17 protein-coding genes are annotated in these 25,415 nt (G+C 69.6%); 9 read left to right on the forward strand and 8 right to left on the reverse strand.

Annotation, left to right across the window (positions count from 1 at the left end):
* Nucleotides 1-14: 14 nt before the first annotated feature.
* Both OEB96_RS12830 and OEB96_RS12835 read right to left on the reverse strand, forming a co-directional pair.
* On the reverse strand, nucleotides 15-1,544 hold the full coding sequence (locus OEB96_RS12830; protein WP_266215889.1) for a hybrid sensor histidine kinase/response regulator: 1,530 nt from the start codon (nucleotides 1,542-1,544) through the stop codon (nucleotides 15-17).
* 186 nt (nucleotides 1,545-1,730) lie between these two features.
* A complete protein-coding gene (locus OEB96_RS12835) occupies nucleotides 1,731-2,672 on the reverse strand; it encodes a hypothetical protein (RefSeq protein ID WP_266215890.1) in 942 nt (313 codons plus the stop codon).
* Between the two features lie 277 nt (nucleotides 2,673-2,949).
* On the opposite strand from OEB96_RS12835, the gene OEB96_RS12840 reads away from it, so the two are divergent.
* Entirely contained in the window at nucleotides 2,950-6,864 is a 3,915-nt protein-coding gene (locus OEB96_RS12840) for a serine/threonine-protein kinase (protein WP_266215891.1), read from the forward strand.
* Nucleotides 6,865-6,911: 47 nt separating this feature from the next.
* On the opposite strand, the gene OEB96_RS12845 is transcribed toward OEB96_RS12840, so the two are convergent.
* Nucleotides 6,912-8,339 (reverse strand): amidohydrolase, encoded by a 1,428-nt coding sequence (locus OEB96_RS12845; RefSeq protein WP_266215892.1) that lies wholly within the window; start codon nucleotides 8,337-8,339, stop codon nucleotides 6,912-6,914.
* Nucleotides 8,340-8,497: 158 nt separating this feature from the next.
* Between OEB96_RS12845 and OEB96_RS12850 the strand changes: the two genes are divergently transcribed.
* Nucleotides 8,498-9,457, forward strand: coding sequence for a MopE-related protein (locus OEB96_RS12850; RefSeq protein ID WP_266215893.1), 960 nt, complete (start codon nucleotides 8,498-8,500; stop codon nucleotides 9,455-9,457).
* 102 nt (nucleotides 9,458-9,559) lie between these two features.
* Entirely contained in the window at nucleotides 9,560-11,026 is a 1,467-nt protein-coding gene (locus OEB96_RS12855; RefSeq protein ID WP_266215894.1) for a hypothetical protein, read from the forward strand.
* A gap of 16 nt (nucleotides 11,027-11,042) precedes the next feature.
* On the opposite strand, the gene erpA is transcribed toward OEB96_RS12855, so the two are convergent.
* Nucleotides 11,043-11,447: an iron-sulfur cluster insertion protein ErpA gene (gene erpA, locus OEB96_RS12860; RefSeq protein ID WP_323137370.1), complete on the reverse strand. Its 405-nt coding sequence runs from the start codon at nucleotides 11,445-11,447 to the stop codon at nucleotides 11,043-11,045.
* Between the two features lie 325 nt (nucleotides 11,448-11,772).
* On the opposite strand from erpA, the gene OEB96_RS12865 reads away from it, so the two are divergent.
* On the forward strand, nucleotides 11,773-13,329 hold the full coding sequence (locus tag OEB96_RS12865) for a hypothetical protein (RefSeq protein WP_266215895.1): 1,557 nt from the start codon (nucleotides 11,773-11,775) through the stop codon (nucleotides 13,327-13,329).
* Between the two features lie 170 nt (nucleotides 13,330-13,499).
* Nucleotides 13,500-14,666: a S41 family peptidase gene (locus tag OEB96_RS12870; RefSeq protein ID WP_266215896.1), complete on the forward strand. Its 1,167-nt coding sequence runs from the start codon at nucleotides 13,500-13,502 to the stop codon at nucleotides 14,664-14,666.
* A gap of 33 nt (nucleotides 14,667-14,699) precedes the next feature.
* Here OEB96_RS12870 and OEB96_RS12875 read toward each other — a convergent pair whose 3' ends face one another.
* From OEB96_RS12875 to OEB96_RS12885, 3 genes are all read right to left on the reverse strand, one after another.
* Complete coding sequence (locus OEB96_RS12875) at nucleotides 14,700-16,217, reverse strand: DUF4215 domain-containing protein (protein WP_266215897.1); 1,518 nt, start codon at nucleotides 16,215-16,217, stop codon at nucleotides 14,700-14,702.
* A gap of 137 nt (nucleotides 16,218-16,354) precedes the next feature.
* Complete coding sequence (locus OEB96_RS12880; RefSeq protein ID WP_266215898.1) at nucleotides 16,355-18,403, reverse strand: B12-binding domain-containing radical SAM protein; 2,049 nt, start codon at nucleotides 18,401-18,403, stop codon at nucleotides 16,355-16,357.
* A gap of 3 nt (nucleotides 18,404-18,406) precedes the next feature.
* On the reverse strand, nucleotides 18,407-20,437 hold the full coding sequence (locus OEB96_RS12885; RefSeq protein ID WP_323137371.1) for a carbamoyltransferase family protein: 2,031 nt from the start codon (nucleotides 20,435-20,437) through the stop codon (nucleotides 18,407-18,409).
* 162 nt (nucleotides 20,438-20,599) lie between these two features.
* Between OEB96_RS12885 and OEB96_RS12890 the strand changes: the two genes are divergently transcribed.
* From OEB96_RS12890 to OEB96_RS12905, 4 genes are all read left to right on the forward strand, one after another.
* Nucleotides 20,600-20,953, forward strand: coding sequence for a hypothetical protein (locus OEB96_RS12890; protein ID WP_266215900.1), 354 nt, complete (start codon nucleotides 20,600-20,602; stop codon nucleotides 20,951-20,953).
* A 17-nt stretch (nucleotides 20,954-20,970) separates the two neighbouring features.
* Entirely contained in the window at nucleotides 20,971-22,188 is a 1,218-nt protein-coding gene (locus tag OEB96_RS12895) for a radical SAM protein (protein WP_266215901.1), read from the forward strand.
* 58 nt (nucleotides 22,189-22,246) lie between these two features.
* A complete protein-coding gene (locus OEB96_RS12900) occupies nucleotides 22,247-23,329 on the forward strand; it encodes a tetratricopeptide repeat protein (protein WP_266215902.1) in 1,083 nt (360 codons plus the stop codon).
* 215 nt (nucleotides 23,330-23,544) lie between these two features.
* Entirely contained in the window at nucleotides 23,545-24,381 is an 837-nt protein-coding gene (locus OEB96_RS12905; RefSeq protein ID WP_266215903.1) for an esterase/lipase family protein, read from the forward strand.
* Between the two features lie 58 nt (nucleotides 24,382-24,439).
* On the opposite strand, the gene OEB96_RS12910 is transcribed toward OEB96_RS12905, so the two are convergent.
* Nucleotides 24,440-25,384: a ribulose phosphate epimerase gene (locus OEB96_RS12910; protein ID WP_266215904.1), complete on the reverse strand. Its 945-nt coding sequence runs from the start codon at nucleotides 25,382-25,384 to the stop codon at nucleotides 24,440-24,442.
* Nucleotides 25,385-25,415 lie beyond the last annotated feature (31 nt).

Below are 25,415 nucleotides of genomic sequence, written 5' to 3' on the forward strand. Positions count from 1 at the left end.
GAGAGGTTGCCGGTCTACTGGCGCCGCAGGTGGCGCTTGACCGCCCCCAGCAAGCTGCGGGCGTCGAAGGGCTTGGGGAGGAACTCGCTGATGCCCAATGCCTTGACCTCCTTGGTCCGGGCGGGGTCGGTGTGGCCCGAGACGATGACGACGGGGAGGTCGCATTCGAAGGAGCGGAGGACCTTGAGCACCTCGGCGCCGTCGATGCGGGGCATGTCGAGGTCGAGCACGATGAGGCGCAGCTCGGCGGCTCGCTCGGCGTAGCGGCGAAGGGCCTCGGCACCATCGGTGGCGGTGACCACGTCGGCTCCGTCGCGTGACAGCACGCGCGTGATGGCGGTGCGTACGAGCGGGTCGTCGTCGGCCACCAGCACCAGGCCGGTGATGCCACCGCTCATCGAGAGCTCGGGGCGCGGACCCACGAACGTGCTCTCGCGCGCGCTCTCGGCCGAGGGCAGGTGGATGATGAACTCGGTGCCCTTGCCCACCTCGCTGCGGGCCTCGATGCTGCCGTTGTGATCGCGCAGGATCGCCTGCACGGTGGCCAGGCCCAGGCCCGTGCCCTGCCCGCGCGGCTTGGTGGTGAAGAACGGCTCGAAGATCCGCGCCAGGGTCACCGGATCGATGCCCAGGCCCGTGTCGGCGAAGGTGACTCGCACGTAGGGACCGGGCTGGAGCTGCTTGGTCTCCTGGGTCACCTCGACCGCGTCGGCCGAGATGGTCAGCGTGCCGCCGCGAGGCATGGCGTCCTTGGCATTGATGCAGAGGTTCATCGCCACCTGCAGCAAGCGCGAGGTGTCGCCGATGACCAGCAGATCGTCGGGGATCTCGGTGGTGATCGCCACGTTGCGCGGCAACGTACGGCGCAGCAGGTCCACGCCCTCCCGGATCAGCTCGTGGAGGCGGATCGAGCGGTGCTCGGAGGTCGTGCGCCGACCAAACCCCGACAGCTGCCGCGTGAGATCGATGGCGCGGCGCACCGCGGCCTCCATCTCCTCGAGGCACTGCGCGGTCTCGGTGTCGTGGTGCTTGGTGCCGAGGAAGGTGACGTTGGCGAACAGCGCCCCGAGGATGTTGTTGAAGTCGTGCGCCACCCCTCCCGCGAGCTGCCCGAGCGCCTGCATCTTCTGGGCGACCAGGAGGTGGTCTTCGAAGCGCTCGCGCCGGGCCAGGGCCAGCACGGTCTGCTCGCCCAGCGCGATCTCGTCGCCGAACTCGAGCACGGCCTCCTTGACGCGGTGCCCGTTGACGCGAACCCCGTTGCGACTGTCGAGGTCGCGCACGTAGTAGTGGCCGTCGGTGTTGCGCCCCACCAGGGCGTGGCGTCGGGAGATGCCCTGATCGGAGACGATCGCGTCGCAGTCCTTGCCGCGACCGAGCACCACGTCGCCTTCGAGGTAGATGCGTCGGCCGGGATCGTCACCCGCGAGGATGACCAGACAATCGGCCGCCTCGGCTCGCGGGTCGATCGGAAACCGATGCATCGAGGTTCGCGTGTGCTCCTCGACCGAGTCGTAGCGCCTATAGTTCTCGCGGGGGGCCATGGACGACGCCGCAGACCAAGCTCCCGTGGATGATAGCAAGCAGCGCCGGCTCGCCACGGCTCGGGATGCGCGCCAAGTCGCCGAGCGCCCAAGCGGCCCAAGAAGGGTCACGAAAGGGGACGCTGGGCCGGTGCGGGGTGAGCGGACGTCGAAGGCCCCGCCCGCGGCTCAGGGGAGCCCCTAGCCCTAGCCCTCGGTCGCGGGCGTGGCCTCGTCGGCGCACTCCTCGGCGCCCACGTAGTCGGGATCGCAGGGGTCGGTGATGGCCTGGACCTCGGCGGGCGGAGGCGAGGCCTCGACCGCCTGCTTGCCGCCCTTGGCCCACTCCGCCTCGATCTCGATGAGCAGCGTGGCCTTGCCCACGATCTCGTTGTTGATGGTCCGCTTCACCGAGACCGGGTAGCCCCCCGTGGCAGAGAACGCGGCCTTGGTGCTCTGCTTCATCTTGACCTGCTGCCCGTCGCGCTCCATCTCGGCCTCGGACGCGAGCTCGAGCTTGGCGATGTCCTCGCCCGCTTCGTTGCGCCCCAGACCTCCGAGGGTGCCCGTGCTCGACATCGACGTGACGCCGGGCTTGCGCTCGCGCGGCGCGGCGTCCCAGGTCTCCCCGTCCTTGATCGGCTGCTCGGGAACCCTCACGAACCCGGCCGTGACCGCGCTGGCGATCATCGTAAAGATGGTCTTGCTCTCCATCGGCGCGTCCGGGGGCGGCTCGGGCTCGTTGCTCACCTCGCCGAGCTCGGTGAGGTCGAAGCCGAGCTCCTTGCCGTTGAGAGCCGTGGCCGCCTCCTGGGTGAGCCCGACCGCTTCCGCGGGAACCCCGTCGGGCAGGCGTAGATCGAGCTTGATCCCGTCCACGCGCGCGCGCACGAGCGCCCCACCACCCTGCGTCTTCGCCGAGACCACGAGCTTGGCGTCGAATTCGACCACCGTCACGATGTCGCCCAGAGGGGTCTGGGCGGCATTGCGCATGCGAATGTGACCGTCGTACTCCTGCCCGGGCGTGAGATCGTAGCGCATGCTCACGCCCGCCTCGGGCACCTCCACCTCGGTGAGCTTCCCCTGCTTGGAACAACCAGGGGCCAAGGGCAACGCGAGCGCGATGGCCATGATGGTGCGGCGGAGCATGAGCGGGTTTTATGCCAGCGTCCGCAGCACCGTCCATGCCACCCTGCGAGGGGCCGATGCTGGTGCGGTTGGGATGACGGTGATCATGGTCCGGAATTTCGTGATACAAATCACTTTACATGGTTCACGACGGGCTCTGCTCCGAATGTCGCCGCTGGGCGGCAAGAACCGCGTCCACGGAGGGCTTGCACCAAGGAGCCCCGGATGAAGGGTCGATCGCGCTCCCTTGGATTCCTGGAAATCGAAGACCATTGCTCCGCGAGGGTCCCGTCGGGAAATGAGCTCCAAGCCCATCGTCGTGCCGCGAGTGCGACGGCTCTACCGAGGGCCATCTGCGACGGCGGATGGCCCGACCGCGGCTTACCCGGTCATTCCCGTGGTCCCCGGCTACCGGATCCTCGGGCACGTCGCATCGGGGGGCATGGGCAACGTGTATGCGGCCACGTCGCTGCGGACCCATCGCAAGGTCGCGCTCAAGCTCGTTCGTCCGGAGAACCACACCCCGGCGACCGCCGAGCGGATCCTGCGAGAGGTCCGTGCGCTGTCGGGGCTCTCCCATCCGGGGATCGTCGAGTACGTGGACCACGGGACCACGCCCGAAGGGATCCCCTACCTGGCGATGGAGTGGCTCGATGGCGTGGACCTCGACGATCGGCTCCATCACGGGCCGCTGTCGATCGATGATGCGCTGGCGCTGGCCGTTCGGGTGGCCGAGGCCCTCGCCGCCGCGCACGAGCACGGCGTCATCCATCGCGACATCAAGCCCAGCAACATCTTCCTGGTGGGGGGGCGCCCCTCCGACGCGCGCTTGCTCGACTTCGGCGTGGCGCGGCTGCTGACGCACACGTGGACGCTCACCCTCCCCGGCAAGGTGATCGGGACCCCGGACTACATGTCCCCGGAGCAGGCCAGGGGGGCCCCCGATCTCGATCCTCGCGCCGATCTGTTCTCGCTGGGCTGCGTGCTGCACGAATGCCTGTGCGGAGAGCCAGCGTTCGTGGGCGAGCACGTGATGGCGGTGCTCGCCAAGGTGCTCATGGAGAACCCGCCCCGGCTCGGGCGCCTGGTGCCGGAGATCCCCGTGGTGCTCGAGGAGATCGTCGCCCGGCTGCTCGAGAAGGATCGCGAGCGCCGCATCGGCAACGCCCGCGAGCTCGCGCAGCGCCTGCGCAGCCTGGTCGACGGCAACGACGAGCCGCTCGAGCTGATCTCCGAGGCGCTGACGCAGGACGAGCAGGTACTGTGCTCGGTGCTGTTCTTCCGCGGTCGCTCCGAGGACGTGGCCGACCCCATCGATCTCACCGAGCTCGCCAAGGAGCACCTGGGGCACGACCACACGCTCGTCGACGGGACTCGCCTCATCGTGATGGATTGCGGCGGCGCGGCCTCCGATCAGGCCGCCACCACGGCCCGCTGTGCGCTCGCCCTGCGCGAGCGTGCGCCTCACTATGCGATCGCGGTGGCCTCCGGCCACGGCATCGTCACGGGCCGCTCCATCATGGGGCAGGTCCTCGACCGCGGCGCCGATCTGCTGCTGCGCGGGCGACCGGGCAACATCTGCATCGACGACGTGACGGCGAGCCTGCTCGATCCCAGCTTCGAGGTGGCCGATGGCACCTCCGGGCTGACCCTGGTCGCGGTCCGCGACACGCAATCGGGCACCCGGCGCCTGCTGGGCAAGAAGACGCCGCTGGTCGGACGACGTGGCGAGCTCGCACACCTCGAGGCCGTGTTTGCCGAGTGCTGCGAGGAGCTGTGCGCGGCCGCGGTCCTGATGATCGGCAACGCGGGTGCGGGCAAGTCCCGGCTGCGCCACGAACTCGACGCCCGCCTCCGATCGCACCCCGGACAACCGGTGACCACCTTCCTCGGTCGCGCCGATCCGATGCGGACCCAGGCGCCGCTGTCGTTGATGTCCCGGGTGCTCTGCGGCGCGGCGAGCCTCGAGGACGGCGAGCCCACGGCCATTCGGCAGCACAAGCTGCGGACTCGGATCGCGCGCCACGTGGGCCGCGAAGAGATCGAGCGCGTCACCCTGTATCTGGGCGAGCTCGTCTCTGCCTACGGCAACGACGCCCCGCTCGAGCTACGACTGGCCCGCGAGGACTCCGCCTCGCTGCGCGCCCGAATCCGCGAAGCCTGGGTCACCTGGCTGCGGGCCGAGAGCAACGCGAGCCCGGTCTTGTTCGTGCTCGAGGATCTGCACTGGGCCGACGCCGCGACCGTGCAGCTGATGGACACGCTGCTCGAGCAGCTGGAGGGCCAGCCGATCCTGGTCCTGGCGCTGGCTCGGCCCACCGTGCACGACCTCTTCCCCGAGCTGTGGAAGCATCGCGACGTGGAGACCCTCGAGCTCTCGCCGCTGGCGCCCCGGGCGGCCCGCAAGCTCGTCCACGAGGTGCTCGGGGACACGGTCGAGCACCACGACGTGGAGCGGATCGTCAAGGGAGCCGGCGGCAACGCGTTCTTCCTCGAGGAGCTGATCCGCGCGGTCGCCGATGGCTCGGGCGGCGAGCTGCCCGACTCCGTTCTGGGCATGATGCAGGCGCGGCTCGGCTCGCTGACCAGCTTCGAGCGCAAGGTGCTCCGCGCCGCCAGCGTGTTCGGCGAGACCGCATGGCAGGGAGGCATCCGCGAGCTGCTGGGACGCGATGCCGACGTGGAGGCGCTCGGACCCACGCTGATGCGCCTGGCCAACGAAGAATGGCTGACCCCTCGCCCACGCTCGCAGATCCCCTGTGACTACGAGTACACGTTTCGGCACGCGCTGGTGTGCGACGCGGCCTACGCCACCCTGACCGACGCCGATCGGCGCGTGGGCCATCGCCTGGCGGGGCGCTGGCTGGAGCGCGCGGGGGGCCAGGAAGCGGTGGTGCTCGCCGAGCACTTCTTGCGCGGAGAGGATCATCCCAAGGCCACCGAGTGGTTCGCGACGGCAGCCGACCAGGCGTTCGAGCGGCACGAATTCGACGTGGTGCTCCAGCTCGTCGAGCGGGGTCAGCGGCATGCCGTGCCCGGTGAGGCTCGGGGGCGGTTGCTGCTGCGCCGGACCGAGCTCCATGCGATCTCGGGCCGCCATCAGGAGGCCGTGGAAGCGGCCATGGCCGCGCTCGAGGAGCTCCCCCTGGGCAGCGCCCGCTGGTACAGCGCCGCCGGGGAGGCTGCGCTCGCGATGAGCCGCACCGAGCAGCCCTGGCGAGTGGGGCAGCTCATCGACCGACTGATGAACGCCGAGCTGGCCAGCTGCAGCGGCGCGATGGGCCTCGTGCGCGCCGCCGTGCCGCTCGCCGCCGCCGGCGACGTCGCGACGTCGCGACGGCTCGTGGAGAAGATCATCGACATCACGGCCACCATGGTCGACGAGGATCCCGAGGCCGCCGCAACCATGCACTCGGCACGAGCGATGCTCGCGATCGCCGACGGCGATCTGAGCCAGGCGTACCAGGCCATGGAGGCCGCCGCCAACGCGTTCGAGAGCGCGGGGAGCCTGCGCAACTCCCTCGAGCACTTTGCCGGCGCCGGCTTCTTCATGCTCGAGGTCGGGAGCCGCGAGCGGGGCGAGGCGCTCTTGCGGCAGACGATCGAGCGCTGCGTCGAGCTGCGGCTCGAGCACGTCTGTGCCGTTACCCGCCACAACCTCGGCCGGCGCCTGGTCGACGTTGGTCGGTTCACCGAGGGTCTCGAGCTCGAGCTCGACGCCCTCGCCAGCTTCGAACGGCACGGCAACCAGCGCATGATGGGCCTCACCCGCTGCCACATCGCGTGGATCCTGCTCCACGAAGGCCGCACGCACGAGGCAATGGGTCACGTGGATCTGGCGATCGAGCTGCTCGAGGGCCACGCCGTCTCTCGCTCGATCTCGCGTGCGACCCGGGCGCAGATCCACCTCTCGTCGGGAGCCCCGCAGCTCGCGCTGGAGGACGCCAGGATCGCGATCGAGGGTCTCGAGTCGCTCGATCGCGTGCAGGAGGGCGAGTCGTTCATTCGGCTCACCTGGGCCGAAGCCCTCGCGGCGGCCGGCCACCTCGACGAGGCCCGGGCGGCCATCCTCTCGGCCAAGCGCAGCGTCGACGAGCGAGCGCGCCGCATCGACGAACCGGAGCTACGCGAGAGCTTCTCGACCCGGGTTCCCGAGAACGCACGCATCCTGCAGCTCGCCACGCAGTGGATCGAGCTCGGGTCGGGGACCTGACGGCGGGGCCCGACGGCGGGACCCGACGGCGGGACCGACTCCAGTGTTCAGGGCCGAGGATCGGGCTGGGCCGCGAACAAGTAGTCGGCCACCAGGTGGCTCATCGCACGCACGCCGATCCCGAGCGCTGCCTCGTCGGCGAGGAACCTGGGCGAGTGGTTGCTGGGCGCCTGGGCCACCGGGGTGCCCTCGGGCACGATGCCCAGGAAGAAGAACAGCCCCGGGATCCGCTGCTGATAGAACGCGAAGTCCTCGGCGCCCAGCACGGGCTGTCGCTCGCGCAGGCGCCCGGGGCCGGCCACCCGCTGCAGCGTGGGCAGCATGCGGGACAGCAGCATGGGATCGTTGTCGACCACGGGATAGCCCAGGTCGATGGTCACCTCGGCCGTGGCCCCCGACGCCTCTGCGGTGAGGCGAGCCATGTGCTCGATGCGCTCGTGCAGCTGCTGGCGGATCCCGGCATCGAAGGTGCGGATCGTGCCGATCATCTCCACCTCGTCGGGGATGATGTTGCCGCGCACGCCCCCCGAGATGCTGCCCACCGAGATCACCGACGCGCTCTTGGTGGTGTCGAGCTGTCTGGTCACGATGGTCTGCAGCGCCAGCACGATCTGAGCCGAGACCGTGACGGGATCGACCCCTCGCCACGGGTACGCGCCATGGGTCTGCTTGCCCTTGACCACGATGCGCAGCGCATCGGCGCTGGCCATGGCAGGCCCCACCCGATAGAGCACGTCGCCGACCGGCTCGGGCACCACGTGCAGCCCGAAGATCACCTCGGGCGCGGGCTCGGCCAGCGCACCCTCGGCCACCATCAGCTCGGCCCCTCCCTCCTCGCCTTCGGGAGCGCCTTCCTCGGCCGGCTGGAACAAGATCACCACGGTGCCCGGCCGCCGGGGCAGGCGAGGCAGCAGCTCGGCCACGCCCATGGCGATCGCCATGTGCATGTCGTGGCCGCACGCGTGCATCACCGGCGTGTCCTGGCCGCGCCACGACGCGGTGGCCTTGGACGCAAACGGCAGGCCGGTCTGCTCCTCGACCGGCAGCGCGTCCATCTCGGCCCGCAGCGCCACCACCGGTCCCGGGGCCGTGCCCTCGAGCACGGCGACCAGCCCGGTGTGCGCCACCCCGGTGCGCACGCTCCAGCCGTGGGCACGCAGGTGGTCGCCGATCACCCGTGCCGTGCGATGCTCGCGGTTGCCCAGCTCGGGATGCTCGTGGAGATCCCGGCGGTAGCCCACCACCGCCGGCTCGAGCTCCGCCGCGAGGCGGTCGATCTCGGCCGCGAGCGGCGATGCTCCCACCACCTCGGGCAGCACCACCTCGCGAGGCTCCGGCGTGACCGGACGCGCAGACGCGGGCGACGTGGGCTGGGGCGGGTCGGCGTCGATCGGGGTCGCCGTGGTCGGCCGACAAGCGGGCGCCCCGAGCAGGACGGTCACGAGCACGAACGAAGCCGGCAGCGGGGCGCGCATGCACGGCGAGCATACGACGCCATCGACACCACGCGCGAAGGCGCGAGGGACCCGCGGCAGTGGTATCGTGGGTCCACCAGGCGAACGCGACGATGAGCTCGACGGGCAAGGCGCGTGTGTGCGCAAGACGCTTCCTCTGGCGTGCCGGATGGGAAGCCGTGGCGTCGTCGCTGCTGCTGCTGGGATGTGCCGTGGGCACGGGGACCGATGGCGCGGGCTCGGCCTTCAGCGTGGGCGAGGCCGGGGGCGGCTCCGATGGCACCGGTGACGGCGCCAGCGGCGACGACGTGGCCGACGGCTCGGGGGGTGGCTCGGCCACCACGGTCGGGCCGCCCACCGGTGACACCGACGATCCGCCTCCGCCGGGCGGGGAGATCTGCAATGGCCTCGACGACGACGGCGATGGTCAGGTCGATGAGGACCAGCCATCGCAAACCTGCGGGGTGGGCTCGTGCGAGGTCACCCAGCCCACCTGCGTGGGTGGGATCCCTCAGCCGTGCACTCCCGCGCTGCCGGGCGGCGAGGTCTGCAATGGCCTCGACGACGACTGCAACGGAGCCGTGGACGACGTGGGGCAGGCATGCTCCAACGCGTGCGGCAACGGGACCACGGTGTGCATGGGCAACGCCGAGGTCTGCGATGCGCCGGCCCCGGCGGCCGAGAGCTGCAACCTCGACGACGACGATTGCGACGGCGACTTCGACGAAGGCGTGGGCGGCTGCCGCGTGAGCGTGCATCGCTTCGTGCATCCCACCACCGGCGAGCACTTCTACACGGCCAGCCTCGCCGAGGGGCAGGGGGCCGGCTTCTCGCTCGAGGTGGCCAGCTACTTCGAGCTCTACGCGGGCGCACACGCGGGGCTGACCGCCTTCCACCGCTGCTATCAGCCGGGTGGCTTCCACCTCTACACCCAGGATCCCGGCTGCGAGGGACTGCAGCTCGAGGGCGTGCTGGGCTACATCGCCACCGGCGCGGGCACGGCCGGCTCGATCCCCCTCTACCGACTCTACCGGGCCGCCAACGGCGACCACTTCTACACCACCAGCGCGGCCGAGCGAGACAACGCGATCGCGAGCTTCGGCTACGTCGGCGAGGGGACGGCCGGCTACGTGTGGTAGGAGGGGCGCACCGACGCCCGACGTGCTGATTCGACCGAGCCGCAGCCGGTCATTCCAAACCTTCGCTGGGGCCCAGGCACCTGCGGCTGCTAGCATGCTCGCATGGTCGACGCGTGGCGATGGGGATTGACGTCGTTCGGACTGCTCGTCTGGGTGAGCGGGTGCAAGGAGGAGCCGCCCTCGACCGACGGTGGCTCGGGCGAGAGCGGGATCGTGCTGACGGCGGCGGACGAGTCCGGACCGATCCTCGACGTCGGCAACGCAGACACCGGCACCATCAACTGCGGTGAGGGCGTCGGGCAGTGCGACGACCAGGTCGACCTGCTGTTCGTCATCGACAACTCGGGCTCGATGGGCGAGGAGCAGCTGAACCTGGCGCTCAACATGCCCAAGCTGGTGCGAGGGCTCGAGGAGCTCACCGATGCCATGGGCAACCCGGTGGCCGCCAACGTGCACATCATGGTGACCACCACCGACTCGGGCAATCCGCTGTGCGACCCCTACTACAAGCCCGGTCGCTCGCCCGAGGAGGGCACGCCCATCAGCAGTGCGTGCACCGATCGGCTGGACCGGTTCACCAGCGTGTCGATGCCGCCCGTCGATGCCGAGGGCGCCTGCACCACCGTTTGCCCCACGCCCCTGGCCCCCGAGGGTGACTTCATCTCCTTCAACGGCTCGCTCGACAACGTGCCCGACGTGGCTCCCGCCGACGTCGACGGTGATGGCATGGACGACAGCCCGGCGGCGCAGACCCTGTCGTGCGTGGGCCCGCAGGGGATCGACGGCTGCGGCTACGAGTCGCCGCTCGACAGCATGCTGCAGGCGCTCGACCCCGGCGCTCCGTGGAACCAGGGCTCCGACCCGTTCCTGCGCACCGGCTCACTGCTCGCGGTGGCGATCATCACCGACGAGGCCGACTGCTCGATCGTGGACGAGTCGGTGATGGCCGACGCCGCCTTTCAGGAGGATCACCCCGAGACCGGCATGGCCCAGCCCACCAGCGCCATCTGCTGGAACGCGGGGGTCTCCTGCGACGGCCCCGATGGCAACGGGCTCTACGGCAACTGCGAGTCCACCGGGGATCGGCTGCGGCCCGTGCAGGAGTACGTCGACTTCCTCCAGGATCAGAACCGGCGCGTGGTGATGCTGGGCATCGTGGGCATTCCGCCCGTGACCGCGCGCAACCCCGATCCGCCCTATCAGCCCACTGCGGGCGGGTTGTTCGACCTCGAGTACCGCGACTGGCGCGACCCCGACTACGCCAACGGCGGTGACATCCTGCCCGACGACTGGAACAACATGATCGACGCGTCGTTCAAGCAGTACCAGTTCGGCATCGGGCCCGGCTGTACGGGTGAAGACGGGATGGGTGGCTTCACCGGTCAGGCGATCCCGCCCGTGCGCATCAAAGAGGTCTGCCAGGCCCTCGACGTCGAAGACGACCCCGCCACCAACGAGGACGAGAGCGACATCCGTTGCTGCATGGAGTCGATCTGCGATACCGACTTCAGCCCCGCACTGCGGTGCCTCGCGGGGCTGATCCAGGAGAACGTGATCCCGGTCGAGTAGGCGGGTCGATGAGACGCTAGACCGAGAACGACGACCCGCAGCCGCAGCTGCCCGTGGTGTTGGGGTTGTTGAACTTGAACCCCGCCCCCTGCAGGCCCTCCACGTAGTCGATGGAGGTGCCCATCAGGTACATGAAGCTCATCTGGTCGCTCACGAGGGTGACCCCCTGGCTGTCGAACACGTAGTCACCCTCGGCGTGCTCGTCGAAGTAGAGGTCGTATTGGAAGCCGGAGCAGCCGCCACCCATCACCTTGACCCGCAGGGCGTAGTGGGGCTCGATGGTCTCGGCCTCGCGGATCTCCCGAACCTTGTCCGCGGCGGTCTCGGTGAGCGACAGGGCGCCCGCCATCGCGGGATCGTCGATCGGCTCGGGCGCTGCCTTGGGCTCGGTCGCCTCGGTCGTCATGGTCTCGGTGGACATGGGTCTCCAGTGTTGCGCAGCTGGCGCGGCTCTCGTCGCCAAAGCTAACGTTGGGGAAGATTGCGTTCACGGGCCGCCGGGGTCAAGTCCTCGCGTCCCGGGGGAGGAAGAAGAACCGGCGAGGAGGGGCTTCGGCAGCGGACCGAAGGACCGCCCCGGCCGGCGAGAGGTTACCCATCCGGTGAGGCTCGGCGGCGATCCCACCCCAAAGTCGGCCCCAAAGTCGGCCCAAAGTTGGCCCGATGTTGGCCTAGCCGCGTCGCGATCGCCGCCACCGTTCCCGACGTTTGACAGGCCCCGGCGCGGACGCCTACCGTGGGCGCAAATGGCGGCAAGCGTCCTGAAATCGCCCCTTGGCATCGTTGGCTGGGCTCCCGTGGTGGGGCTCGGGCTCCTGCTGGCCTCCTCTGGCTGCGACCGCGACGAGGCGATGCAGCGCCAGATGGAGGGCATGCAAAAGGAGCCCAAGGAGAAGGTCGAGCTCCCGCCCGAGGTTCCGCCGCATCCGCTGCGCGACAAGCTGATGCCGGTGCTCTCGAAGGTCTACGCGCTCAACAAGCCGCCGGGCGTGGCCGACGCGGAGATCATGCCCGAGGGCGACTACAAGTACGAGCTCGAGGCGGGCGTGATGGCGGTGATCCGCGTTCCCGCCGGGCTGCCCCAGAACGAGAAGGTTCGCGCGATCGTGCAGGCCACGGCCGAGGCCGATGCGTGGGCCTACCGCAAGGACGCGCGGCGCGAGTACGCCGACCTCGTCGCACGCGTCAAGAACGGCTACGGCAAGGAGCAGCGCGACAGGATCCTCAAGGCCTACGCCGAGCTGCGCATGCTGCAGTACTTCAACAGCGATTCGGCCCAGGCCGACGTGGCCTCGCTGCCCGAGGACGTGCGCGGGCCGGTCGAGGAGATGCGGGCATACTACGTCGACAACAAGCAGAAGATCTGGGACGACTGGATGGCGGTGAAGATGTACGCCCGCCGCGTGGTCGCCGGCGACGAGCCGTTCCGCGGGGTGCTGCGCGACATCAAGAAGGAGCTGGGCAAGGAGGAGCCGCCGCCCATCAGCTGGGAGGACGCGATGGCCTCGGCCCAGTTCAAGGCATGGGCCACCGAGATCCGCAAGGACGAGCAGCTCATCGGCACCCTGCTCAACATGCGAGACATGCGGGAGCGCGAGGCGTTCCTCGAGGACACCCACTCGCTGTGGATCATGGAGGGCTCGCCCGAGATCCCCGACAAGGCCAAGAAGGTCAAGCCCGAGAAGGACCTGGGCTTCGGCATCATGCGCGAGGACCTCGGTGGCGGCTACAACGACCTCACCTACGTGTTCAGCAAGAAGCTCGACGGAGCGGCGCTGCGCAAGGCCTACCTGCGCTCGATCATCTACGGCCACCTGCTCTCCGACTTCGGCATGCTGGCCACCGCGGGCGGCGACTTTGCGGAGCGCGACGCCGACAACGTGATCAACACGGCCACCGCGGTGGTGCCCGACAAGTACGACCCGCTCTACGCCCGCTGTGGCTCGGCGGCGGCGATCGACACGTTCATCAACCACTTCGCCGAGGAGTACGCGGTCCTTCAGGGGCTGCCGTCGGTCAAGGATCCGCAGGCGATTCTCAATGCCGCGCACGAGTGCGTGATCGATGGCGCGCGCGGGGAGATCTACATTCCCGCCAAGGACGACGACACGGATGTGGAGGGTCCCGCGCCAGGCAGCCGCCTGGGCCTCTACCAGATGCTCGCGCGCTTCGAGAACATGGACGCCGACATCGCGGCCATGGGTCAGGACAAGCGCACCGCCGAGGACGACGTGATCGACGAGGGCGAGGCGATCCTGCAGAAGATCAAGGCCAAGGAGAACGAGGGCAAGGGGACCAAGTAGTACCGATCGGCGACCGCCCGCCGAGCTGGAGCTGCCTTCGCAGGTCCCGGCGCCTCGAAGCCGATTCGCTGGAAAGCGACGGGATCGTGGGCCACGATGGTGGGGTGAGGCGCAGCCCGATCCGGACCCGGACCTCGACCTGGTGGAGCGGTTTCGCGTGCGGTGTGGTCGTGGCGAGCGCGATGGTGCTGTGGCTACCGGGGCGGACCGTCACCGTCCCCGAAGCCACCGCGGCGGGCTCCCGCTTCGATCGCGACTCGTTCCATCAGGCCCTCGATGCCGTCCTCGATCGCTACGTCGATCCCGTGGACGGCTCGACCCTGCTCGCACGCGGGCTCAAGCACATCGTGGCCGGGCTCGATGCCCACAGCCACTTCCTCACGGCCGAAGAGCGCAAGGCTCTGCGCACCCAGGTCAAGGACGGCACCGCCGGCCTGGCCGTGCACCTGCACGCCGCCCCCGGCGGAGGTGACCGCGTGCTCGAGGTGATGGGCGTGCTGCCGGGCTCGGCCGGAGCGCTCGCGGGCCTCGCTCCTGGCGATCGCATCCTCGAGATCGACGGCACCGAGGTCGGACGCCTGCTCAGCCAGGTGGAGGCCGAGGGTCTGCTCGCGGGTGAGGTGGGCGAGCAGGTCGCTCTGCGGGTGCAGCGTCGGCACGATTCCAGCCCCTCCCGCGTGGACCTCACCCTCGGCGAGGCACCGCGCGAGCAGTTGGTGAGCGAGCTGTTGCCCGTGGCGGGGGCGCACGGGTTCGAGGGCAAGGCCGCGATCATCGAGCTTCGTGGCTTTCGCCGCGGCACCGGAGAGGCGTTCAAGAAGCAGCTCGCGCAGCTACGGCGCTCCGCCGGCTCCCATGGCCTCGCGGCGGTGGTGCTCGACCTCCGAGGAAATCCAGGTGGCGAGGTCGACGAGGCGCTCGTGGTGGCCGACCGCTTCGTACGCCGCGGCATCCTCACCCGCACCCGCGGCCGCGGGGGTCGGATCCTCCGCGAGGAGCTCGCCCACGAGGCGGGCACCGACACCGAGACTCCGCTGGTGATCATCCAGGATCGACACACCGCCTCGGCGGCCGAGCTGCTCACCGCGGCCCTGCGCGACAACGGGCGGGCGCGCAGCGTGGGCGAGCGCAGCTACGGCAAGGGCACCGTGCAGGAGATCATGGGCATGCCCGATGGCTCGGTGCTCAAGCTGACCATCGCACGCTATTTCTCGCCCGACGACGCCGCCATCGATGGCGTCGGCGTCACGCCCGACGTGGTGCTGACCACCGACCAAATGGAGCGGGCCGTCGACGAGGCACTCGCGGACCTCGGGCTGCGCCGGGCCGAACCCTAGCGATCATCGGTGGCATGCGCGCGAGCCCGCCCCTCAGCAGCCCACGCCACCCCCGTGCGCCGAGGGCTGGCGCCACGAGCACGAGTTGAGGCAATCGTCGTTCTCGTCGAGGTTGCCGTCGTCGCACTCCTCTTCGACCGAGTCGACCACACCATTGCCACAGCTGGGCGTGGGCGTGCAGCACAGCGCGCGCACGTATGTCTCGTTGCACCCAAAGACGCTGGGGCAGCTCGACCGCGAGCTGCCGTAGCCGCAATTGACGGGAGGATCGTCCTGTAGGCTCGTCACTCCGTCGTAGGGCCCCAGGGTGTAGTGACCGGCTCCGCTGCCGGCACGGCAGTAGATCTCCCCCACGACCACCTCGGGCGTGCCAAAGGCTCCCGTGGGTACGTTCCACCCCGTGTTGCGGTTGACGTGTTGCGCCCGTGAGCACAGGCCCCAGCCCGGAGGGCACGCCAGCTCCAGGTCCTCCTCGCAGGTGACGTCGGCGGGGTCGTCGCAAAGCACCGCCAGGCCGCTGGGGGCCACGGACACGGTGGTGAAGCCCGGCGCGCAATCACTCGGCCCGATCTCCCACTGGCAGGTGCTGTCACAGCCGTCTCCACCCAGCACGTTGCCGTCGTCGCACTGCTCGCCTGCCGGGCCGTTGATCACCCCGTCGCCGCACTCGGACGGCGTGCAATCGACGTCGCACCCGGGCGAGGGGCCCATGTCATCGCACTGCTCGCCCGCCGCCATGTTGACGAGTCCGTCGCCGCACGAGGCCAGCGAGCAGTTGGCGTTGCAAAACGCGGTCTCGCCACCGTCGTCGCAGACTTCCCCCGCGAGCCCGTTAGGATAGGCATCGCCACACTCGGCGGGCGTACAGTCGATGTCGCACGTCGCCGTCTGGCTGCCTTCGTCGCAGATCTCCCCGGCGGCCACGTTGAGCATGCCGTCCTGGCACTCCGCCAGCGTGCAGTCCACGTCGCACGTCGCCGACTCGCCACCATCGTCGCACTGCTCGCCCGCGGTCGCGTTGACCACTCCGTCGCCACACGATGCGGGCGTGCAGTCGTCGTTGCACGTGGTCGAGGGGCCGCCCTCGTCGCACGTCTCGCCGGCGGTCGGGTTGACGACCCCGTCGCCACACGCCGCCGCCGTGCAATCGGCGTTGCACGAGGCCGACTCGACCCCGTCGTCGCATGCCTCGCCGGCGGTCGGGTTGACGACCCCGTCGCCACACGCCGCCGCCGTGCAATCGGCGTTGCACGAGGCCGACTCACCCATGTCATCGCACGACTCGTCGCCCTCGACGACGCCATTGCCACACCCGAGCCCGCCACCGCTGCTGTCGACGCTGGCCGTATCCTCGCTCGCCTCGCCCGTGCCCACGCCGGTCGTCGAGCCCGAGTCCATGGCGAAGGTGGTGACGCCGTCGGTCGTGGTCGCGCCGGTGGTGGTGCCCTCCGAGGTCGTCGAGACGGGAACGTCGTCACCGGAGCAAGCGGCAACGAGCCCCAGTGCGAGAGCGAACACGAAGTGGCCCGAGAAGCAACGCACCGATGACATCGGGGGTCAGGGTATCACGGGCCCTTCCGTGTTCGTCCCGCACGCGCTCGGTTTCACCGTTCGTGGTCGCGCTGTTGGGCGTCGACTTCCTGGAGTCTACTCATGCCCTCGCCATGAACCGCGCGGGTACGGCTCGCTCACTGTGCGCCGGCCGCTGCCGCCTCGGGCTCGTCGGTCATGCCCAGCAGGCCCAGCAACCAGTCGTCGGGATGGTAGGCCCGCACGAGCGCGCAGCCGTCGACCAGGGTCACCCATGCCGCCTCGCCCTGCTGCGGGTCGTCGAAGCGGGCCACGAGCTCGTCCCCGGTCAGGGCCACGTTCATCACGACCATGTCCCACAGCGCTCGGTGGGCGCCGCGCAGCACGAGATCCAGACCGCGCTGCCACTGGAAGCAGTGCAGATCGTCGCCGTCCTCGAGCACGTCCACGTGATCCATGGTGATGCGCACGGGCGTGGTCCGATCGCGTGCGTCGAGCATGAAGCGAGCGGCGTGGTCCGACTGGAGGAACTTCTCCCCGTAGAAGTCGTGCACGAACGCCTCGTAGCGCCGGTAGACCTCCTCGCGCTCCTGCGTGGACATGGCGGGGTCGACCACGTGCAGGTGGTTGGACGGGTACTCGCTGTGCCACGACTCGACCGCCTCCGACCCGCATCCCGAGGGCAGCACGCGCAGGCCAAACCGCTCGGGGGTGCGGCCGACCTCGGCCGACCGCGTGGCCTCGAAGCGAAACAGGTTGATGTCGGCCACGCAGTCGGCGTGGGCGCGAAACGACGCCAGCGACTGCATCGCGTCGGCAAAGGTCGTGGTGGGCAGATCCATGATGATGTTCATGTGGACCGTGATGCCGTTGTCGCGCGCGAGCCGGAGGAAGGCGCTGATCTCCGCCTCGGTCGAGGCCTTGCGCACCACCTTCAGCACCCGATCGGTCATGGTCTCCACGCCCACCACGATCCGCTCGCACCCCGACCGGCGCATGATGGCGAAGGTCTCCTCGCCGAAGTGCCGCTCCACCATCACGAAGGAGCCCCAGCGGACGTCGAGCCCGCGCTCCAAGATCCGCAGCCCGGACTTCCGGGCGAAGGCGGGCGGCAGGGCCTCGGTGACGTAGGTGAAGCGGCGGATCCCGTGCGTCGCGATCTGGTGCTCCATCTCGTCGACGAAGCGATCCTCCGAGCGCGTGCGATAGCGGGGGTTGCCCTCATAGAGCTCCACGTAGTCGCAGTAGGCGCATCGCCCCCAGTAGCAACCCCGCGCCTGGACCACGCTCAAGATCGGGTCGGCCAGCCGCGCCAGGATCTCGGCGTCGTAGTGCGGGAACGCCAGCTCCTCGAGCGCGACCCCGGCCTCCGCGGGGTTGATCTGGACTCGCCCCTCGACGCGGCTGGCCACGCCCGAGACCTCGGCCGGCGCCCACTGCCGGCCCGCGACCTGCTCGCAGAGCGCCAGCAAGGGCCGCTCCCCCTCGAAGCGCACGATTGCGTCCACCGGCGCCGCCTCGAGCACCCGGGCCACATCGTCGGGCGCCATCAGGCTGAAGGTGGAACCGCCGAGCACGACGCGAACATCGGGCCGCACCTCGCCGATGCAGCGGGCCAGGATCAGGCTCGGCCCCAGCTGCGGGGCCATCGACGCGGAGATCCCGACCAGCGCGACATCGGGGGCGCCGCGCAGCCACGACAGGTACTCGCTCTGCCGATAGAAGCGGGCGTAGAACTCATGGATCTCGCTGCGGCCGAACGCCTCCGAGAGGCACGCGCCCACGCTTTGGTCCACGCGGTACGGCTGGCACAACCAGTGGAGCAGCATCCTTGGGTTGTAGCCGCGGGGGTAGTGCCCGCGTACGCGCCCCTGCTCGTCGTGGAAGGGCCGCTCGAGCCGCTGGATCACGCGCGCGGCCATGGCCGGCGAACTGGTGGGGGCGAACACCTCCCCGTCGAAGGCGAAGCCGTGCTCGAGCCGCTCGAGGTGCTCGGGCCGCAGCAGGTGCTCGAAGAGCCGGCTGTTGAGGTCGTGCTGCTCGGCGACGAAGCCATGCGCCCGTAGGTGCCCGGCCAGGACCGCCGTGGATGGGTAGTAGGCGCCGAACGAGGAGAACACCTGCGGCGGGAACACCAGCGAGACGAGCGGGGTCCCCGGCGCGGGCTCGACTGGAGGGTTGTGCGTACCTGGGTCGGCTTCGTTCATGACTCACCCCACATGGACTCGGAGGACCCCGGCGCGACCGAGCTCCACGAGCGCCGTGCCCAGCTCTTCGGGCGACACGGCGCGTCGCCACGCACGAGCAACTTCCGCCCGCAGCGCCTCGCCATGGTGCCCCTCTCGAACGCCCCACAGGATCGCCGCCCACGGCTCCGGAAACTCCCGCACCAGGGTGCCCCACGGGGTCTCGATGCAGATCGAGAGCGGCATCGATCCATCGAGTACCTCCAGCACGTCACCGTCGTCGCGCGGCCGGACCTGCACGTCCCGCACGCGCTCGGACACCGCGTAGCCCAGCTCGAGGGGGGTGGTCACGCCGGGAGGGCGCTCGATCACCCGATCGTGCAACACGCAGGCATCGAGCCCGCTGGTCAGCAGACAAAGCAGCGCGTCGTCGGGGGTCTCGACCAGCGGCTCGCCTCGCACGTTGAACGAAGTGTTGAGCAGCAGCGGCACGTTGGTCCGGGCGAAGAATCGCTCGATGAGCGCATGGAAGCGCGGCAGGACCTGCCGCGACACGGTCTGGATGCGCGCGGTGCCGTCGACGTGGACCACCGCGGGAACCAGTTCGCGGCAGCTCGGGGCCACCGGGCAGATCCTCAGCATGAAGGGGCTGTCCTCCGTGGTCTCGCCCCAGTCGAACCACTGCGCCGCGTGCTCCTCGAGCACCGACGCCGCAAACGGCCGAAACCACTCACGCCGCTTGATCGCGGCGTTGAGCCGCTCCTTGGCCTCCGCGCGCCGTGGGTCGCACAGGATGCTGCGCTGACCCAGCGCGCGCGGCCCCAGCTCGCTGCCCCCCTGGAACCAGCCCAGGATCTGGCCGTCGAGGAGCCGGTCGACGACCTCCTCGACGACATCGTCACGCGAGGAGGCGGTCGGCCCCAGGGGCGGGTACTCGGTGCCCGTGGCGTCGCGGCGCAGCCGCGGGCGGGCGACCCTCACGGGCGCCGGCTGGCGATCGAGCCACCACTGCAGGCCGTAGTAGGCGGCCCCGATGGCCGTGCCGCTGTCCTCCGCGGCGGGGGTGATGAACACCTCCTCGAAGCCGGACTCGCGAATGATGCGCTCGTTGAGCAGGCCGTTGAGCGCCACGCCGCCGGCATAACACAGGTGCGGGTGCGGGCAGCGTCGACGGAGCTCGCCCACCACCGCCAGCACGGCGTGCTCGAGGGCCGCCTGCGCGGACGCGGCCAGGTCGGCGTACTGCTCATGCCGGGCGGGCCAGCGCTCCTCGGTACGAAACAGCGTGCAGACCTCGTCGCGATAGTGCACCTGGCCGTCCGCGTCCACCTTCAGGAACGCGCTCGTGGGAATGGTGGGCCGACCGTAGGACGCCAGGCCCATCACCTTGCCGGCGTGCCGCGGGTTGCCGAAGATCTGCTGGGCGACCGCCGAGTAGAGCCCGCCCAGGCTCTCGAATCGAGGCATGCGACCGAGTTGCTCGTGGCCTCGCTCGAGCCACGCCCGCGACACCTGCTTGGCGAGGGGCGTGACCCGAAGCGCCGGGGCCCCGAGGCCGGTCGCCTCGTAGAGTGAGATCGCCTCGTAGCAAGGACCGTCACCGGCCCATGGGCCGCCCTCGACGATCGTGCGACGCTCGCTCGGATCGAGATCGACCAGAGGTGAGCCCACACCGTCGATGACCAGCACCGCCGCGCGTTCGTAGCCCGCGCTCGCAATCGCGCTATGAGCATGTCCCAAGTGGTGGGACAACGACAGCAGACGCCCCTGTCGATGTAGTGGCTCGAATTGCAAATTGTGCAAAGGATCGTGATCGGGTTCGCTGCGACCGGGGCACGAGCAGATCACCACGCAGTCCAGTTCGTCCACCCCGATTCCGGCGTGGGATAGACAGTACGAGGTCGCCAGCGACGGCCGACCCGCGAAGATTCGTGTGCGCTTGACCCGTGTGAGGCGCTCTTCCTGGATCGCCACCACGAGCTCGGAGCCTCGCAGCAGGCACGCCGCGCCGTTGTGCGATGCATTGACGCCTAGAATCCATGGAGCAGTAGCCACGACACGATTCGTCCCCGGCCTTGCGGCGCTGTTGGTCGTTTCCGTTCGGTCTCCGAGCGAAAATGACCCGACGTCGGCCGTCCCCTTCGAATCATCGACTTTCGAGGACGACGCCGAATAGGATACAGTGAGCCCCCAACGATACCAAGAGGTAGAGTACCGATGAGCTGGTGGACCAAGGACCTCATCCTCGAGTTTCGCAAGAGGATGTTCACGGACGAGAAGTTTCGAGCGAAGTTCGTCTCCGATCCCACCGGGACCCTGCGTGCCATGGGCGCGAAGGTCCCCGAAGGTGCCCAGATCCCCGCGCCCACCCTCAAGGATCTCGAGGTGCGGATCGCCGAGATCAAGAAGTCGGTAGGCGACGACAAGATGCCCGAGCTGTGGTCGACCGATGGGCTCGAGCGCCTCGAGAAGGCGGGCATCCCCACTGCGAAACTCGGGATCCTCGGCGGGGCCAAGAAGCCCCACCTGCGCGCGGTGATCGAGTCGTTCAAGATCGTCGACGAGCCCTGAGGCCCGAGCGATTTGCGATGACGCGCCGCCGACACCAGACGCTCGTCCTCTCGTACACGCTGACCTGCAACGCTCGCTGTGCGCACTGCGTGTCGCTGGCGGGACCCAAGGTCAAGCGCCGCATGCCCCTGGCCGAGGCGCTCGAGATCTATACGGGCGCGGCGCGCTCGGGCCTCTTCGACACCGTGTACCTCACGGGGGGAGAGAACCTCCTGCACCGGGACGATGTGCTGGAGCTGTGCCGGCACGGGACCGCGCTGGGGTTGCGCACGGAGGTGATCAGCAACGGCTTTTGGGCGCTCGACGTCGAGCGGGGTCTGGCCTTCCTCGCGCCCCTGGTCGAGGCGGGGCTCTCGACCCTCCAGATCTCGATCGATCACCACCACCTGCCCTACGTGGCGGCCCCGCGGGTCCGCCACGCGCTCGAGGTGGTACGCCGACTGGGGCTGCAGCCGCAGCTGTGCACTGCGATCGACCGCAAGGAGCCGGCCCCGCCGCCGGAGATCGAGGATCCGATCCAGGCAGGCCGCCTGCGGCTCGACCAGGTCACCGCGGAGTCCTTCGATGCGCTGGTCGCCGCGGAGTGGGCGGCCATCGACCCCGACGTGGAGCAGCTGCTGGTGCTCTACGGGGTACCTCGCTCGGAGTGCGTCCCCGTCCACGTCAAGAGCAGCCTGCTGCGCGCGGGAGACCCCCGGGCCGAGGCGATCGTGGCTCGCTACGTGCACCCGAAGATCGTCGTGCACCACCAGTACACGGGTCCGGTCGGCCGCGGGGCGACGCTCGAGGCGCTACCCCGGTGGCACGTGGACCAGTGGCAGGACGAGAGCTGCCACCAGGCCGGCGAGTCACCGCTGGTCACCGCCGAGGGTGACGTGTTCCCCTGCTGCTCGAGCTGGGCCAACGAGCCCCAGATGCGAACCACCCGCTGCTCCGGTGGCAACGTGGAGGAGATCACCCACGCCATCCGGCAGGATCCGATCGCGCGGTTCATGCACTACCAGGGCCCGCGCCAGCTGGTGGTGTTCCTGCGAGCGCAGGGCCACGACCTCCCGGAGCAGTACGGCAACATCTGCGACTTCTGCTCCTCGCTGCTGGCGCGCTTCTCTCGACCGCAGCTCGAGGCCTTCATCGAGCAGTATTATCAGGACCAGCCCCACCGGCGCACGTTTGCCACCCGCGGCCTGGTGTTCGACGCCCAGGTGCAGGATCACGAGGCGTTCTCGTCGATCTGATCGAGGCCCAGGAGCTGGTCGAGTCGGTTGCGACCGACCGCGCTATGCTCTGGCCCGCATGCCCTCGCCGAGGATCGCACGGCCCGAGCCCGCCGCGGCTCGAGACCGCCGCCACCATGGCGACGGCCACACGCGGACGCGAGGGCTCGTGGTCGGCCGCGCCGCGGGACTCGCTGCCCTCGCGGGTCTATCGGGCTGCGCGGGCGAGCTGACGGTGCTCGCCGCCATGGCCTTCGGCATGACCCTGGGCGCGTGGTTGCTGAGCGCGGGTCGTCAGCGTCGAGCGCTCTACGAGGCGGAGTATCTGCGCCGGGCCATCGCCACCGGCCAGCACCGCGAGCTCGAGGCCACCTTGCGTCGCGAGCTCGCGCTGGTCGAAGCCGGCGAGGCCGTGAGCCCCGAGCGTCAGTGGATGGCCCGCGCCCAGCTCGGCGGGCTGATGGTGGCCGAGTGGCGACTCGACGAGGCAAGGGGGATCTACGCGGGCATTCCCCTCGGTGGCGGGGCCAAGGCACTGCCCGGCGATGTGCTCGATCCCCTGGCGCTGCCCGGCGATGCTCCCGCCGACGAAGACGAAGGAGCTCCGCCCGCGCCGATCGAGGCGCCCGCGAGCGAGGCCGAGCTCGCCCCTCATCTACGCGCCCTGGCCTCGTTCGGCCGCCACGAGCTGGCGGTGCTCACCGAGGCTCCCAACGAGGCGCGGCTCGAGGCGATTCGCCGCGACCGCGACGAGTGCCTGCGCCACGTGCCCACCGTGTTCCGTGGCGATGTGGAGCTGGCCTGGAACGCGCTCGAGGGGCTGTGCCTCGTTCGCATGGGCCGGGCCCGCGAGGGCGTCGACCGGCTCGCGAGCGGGCTGTCGGCGCTCGAGTACAACCCGGCCCTGGTGGTCTACCTCTTCCACCTCGGGCAGGCCTATGAACACATTGGGGAGCGCAAGATGGCGGCAACGCGCTACGAGGAAGCCGCCAAGGCGTTCCCCGGCACCCGCCTGGCCAGCGAAGCGCAGGCCCGCCTGCGAGCGCTCGGATCCTCCGGAGGTGGTGAGGGCAGCATGTTCCGCGCGATGCTTCCCGAGGTCCCCGCCGCCAACTCCAGCAATGCGTCGTTCCCCATGGGCGACGACGAGCCCAAGACCTGACCCAGTCGGCCCGTTCCTGGCCGCTCCACGCCGCCGAACCGGCGCGCGTCCGGCTCGGTCCGTGAGCCGCCCTTGTCGCTCCAACCGGCTCGGATCCATGTTCCGCACGCAAATGGCCGAAACCCTTGGAATCTTGGCCGGCTTTGAAGTGCGAATTACGCGCTTTTACCAAAAAGAGGCCGAGCCGTTGATCGCTTGGTAAATTCTGAAACGCCGTGGTCACGAAGGACCGCAAGCCAGGCCGGCTCCGCCGGGCCCTCAAGACCGTCACCCACAGTGTGGAGTACGCCCGGCACCTTGCTCGGGGCAATCACTTCGCGGGTGACATCTCCTGGACCAAGCCCGGAAGCCCCCCGGTCGTTCTCGCGCACGGGTTCATGGGCACGCGCGGAACGATGATTCCGCTGACCCAGCGCTTCCAGTCCGACGGTCGAGTGGTGTTCAGCTACCACCACGGCACGTTCCAGCTGCGGTCGCTGCGGGCCTCCGCCCAGCAGCTGGTCGATCACCTCGGACGACTCGAGCGCGAGCTGGGGGTCGAGCGGGTCGACGTGGTGGGCTTCAGCATGGGCGGTCTCATTGCCCTGCATGCGCTCAAGTTCCTGCAGGCCCAGCGCTGGATCCGTCGCCTGGCTCTATTGGGCTCGCCCACCAGCGGCACCTGGGTGGGCCTGGCCGGGGTGGGCACGGTGGGCCTGGTGAGCCCCTCGGTGTGGCAGGTGCTGCCCACCAGTCCCTTCCTCCGCGACCTTCGCGATGCCCCCATGCCGCCCGGAGTGCGGGTCCGTCAGGTCAGCGCCGCCGAGGATGCCTTCTGCCCGCGACCCGAGCTGCTCGAGGGCGTGGACGGAGAGCGAGACTACCTGGTGCTGCCCGGCGGACACTCGTCGCTGGTGGTCACGCGGCCGTTCTACAACAAGCTGCGCGAGTTCTTCGACGAGCCCGAGCCCGAGCCGGCGACGGTGGTGGGCACGGTGTGCAGCAGCGGGCTCGAGTCCATGCCTGCTGCTGCGGCCGAGGGATCGCCGACCGACTCGGGCGCAGCCGCGTAGGTTCACGGCCCGCTCGCAGCACCCGACTCGGGCCGCTGCGACCTGCTCCGCATGCGCGCTACATCGGCAGCACGCACGCGCCCACGTTCTCGTAGCCCGGCGGGGCCAAGCCGGGCTCGTACCACGGCGTGCACACTTGCCCCGGCAGGCATGGCGGCATGAGATCGTCGAGCGCACAGAACGGAGTGCAACAACCATTCCCCATGCAATCGGGAACGACATCCGCGCTGGCACAGAAATTCCCGCCGTCGCACACGTTGATGTACTCGCACGGATCGCCAGGCTCCCCCATGTCGCCCGAGGCATCGACCGCGCACATGAATTCGTCGTTGATCGGGTAGCAGGCCCTGCCGTCGTTGCAGTCCTGCAGCAGCGGGTCGCAGTGGGGCAGGCACAGCGCCAGCACGCCATCGCTGCTCAGCAAGCACGTGGAATTCTCGTCCTCGCAAAACGGGTTCTCCTCCGAGCCCACGCAGAACGCCACACAGGTGCCTTCGTTGGTGTCCGGGTCCACGTCCCAGCACATCAGGCCGTAGTCGCAGCTGTCGACCCCGCTCACCCCGCTGCCCTCCACCACGCACGCCTCGCCCAGGCCATCGGGATCTTCGGCCACCGGAGAGCAGCGGGTGGCGTTCCACGAGTTGCCGCCGTCGTTGGCCCACGGCATGCACTTCTCACCTTCGGGGCAGTCTTGCTCGAAGATTCCGCACTGGTCTCCCCAGTCGAGGTCATCGGGCTGCGGGATGAAGTTGCTCCACGTCTCGTCGCCCGGCGACTCGCCGAAGGTCTCGCTCGCGGTCGTGCTGGTGGTGGTAATCGTGGTCCCGGCCGTGGTGCCCGGCGACGTGGTGCTCGGCACCGTGGTGCTCGGCGGAGGGATGCTTGTGGTGCTGCCCTCGTCTCCCGAGCCCGTCTCGTCGTCGAGCTGGACGATGGGACCACAGGCCCCGCCAATCCCCATCGCAATCACGACCACACCCCATCCCCGAGTCCAGGACCTCATGGACTCCGGGATAGCACGACTGGTGTTGGAT

The sequence above is a fragment of the Paraliomyxa miuraensis genome (assembly GCF_026337845.1).
GTDB classification, from domain to species: domain Bacteria; phylum Myxococcota_A; class Polyangia; order Nannocystales; family Nannocystaceae; genus Paraliomyxa; species Paraliomyxa miuraensis.

Coding starts and splice junctions, on each gene's coding strand:
- OEB96_RS12830 (WP_266215889.1), bottom strand. CDS start 1,544: ATGGCCCCCCGCGAGAACTATAGGCGCTACGACTCGGTCGAGGAGCAC.
- OEB96_RS12835 (WP_266215890.1), bottom strand. CDS start 2,672: ATGCTCCGCCGCACCATCATGGCCATCGCGCTCGCGTTGCCCTTGGCC.
- OEB96_RS12840 (WP_266215891.1), top strand. CDS start 2,950: ATGAGCTCCAAGCCCATCGTCGTGCCGCGAGTGCGACGGCTCTACCGA.
- OEB96_RS12845 (WP_266215892.1), bottom strand. CDS start 8,339: ATGCGCGCCCCGCTGCCGGCTTCGTTCGTGCTCGTGACCGTCCTGCTC.
- OEB96_RS12855 (WP_266215894.1), top strand. CDS start 9,560: ATGGTCGACGCGTGGCGATGGGGATTGACGTCGTTCGGACTGCTCGTC.
- erpA (WP_323137370.1), bottom strand. CDS start 11,447: ATGTCCACCGAGACCATGACGACCGAGGCGACCGAGCCCAAGGCAGCG.
- OEB96_RS12865 (WP_266215895.1), top strand. CDS start 11,773: ATGGCGGCAAGCGTCCTGAAATCGCCCCTTGGCATCGTTGGCTGGGCT.
- OEB96_RS12875 (WP_266215897.1), bottom strand. CDS start 16,217: ATGTCATCGGTGCGTTGCTTCTCGGGCCACTTCGTGTTCGCTCTCGCA.
- OEB96_RS12880 (WP_266215898.1), bottom strand. CDS start 18,403: ATGAACGAAGCCGACCCAGGTACGCACAACCCTCCAGTCGAGCCCGCG.
- OEB96_RS12890 (WP_266215900.1), top strand. CDS start 20,600: ATGAGCTGGTGGACCAAGGACCTCATCCTCGAGTTTCGCAAGAGGATG.
- OEB96_RS12895 (WP_266215901.1), top strand. CDS start 20,971: ATGACGCGCCGCCGACACCAGACGCTCGTCCTCTCGTACACGCTGACC.
- OEB96_RS12900 (WP_266215902.1), top strand. CDS start 22,247: ATGCCCTCGCCGAGGATCGCACGGCCCGAGCCCGCCGCGGCTCGAGAC.
- OEB96_RS12910 (WP_266215904.1), bottom strand. CDS start 25,384: ATGAGGTCCTGGACTCGGGGATGGGGTGTGGTCGTGATTGCGATGGGG.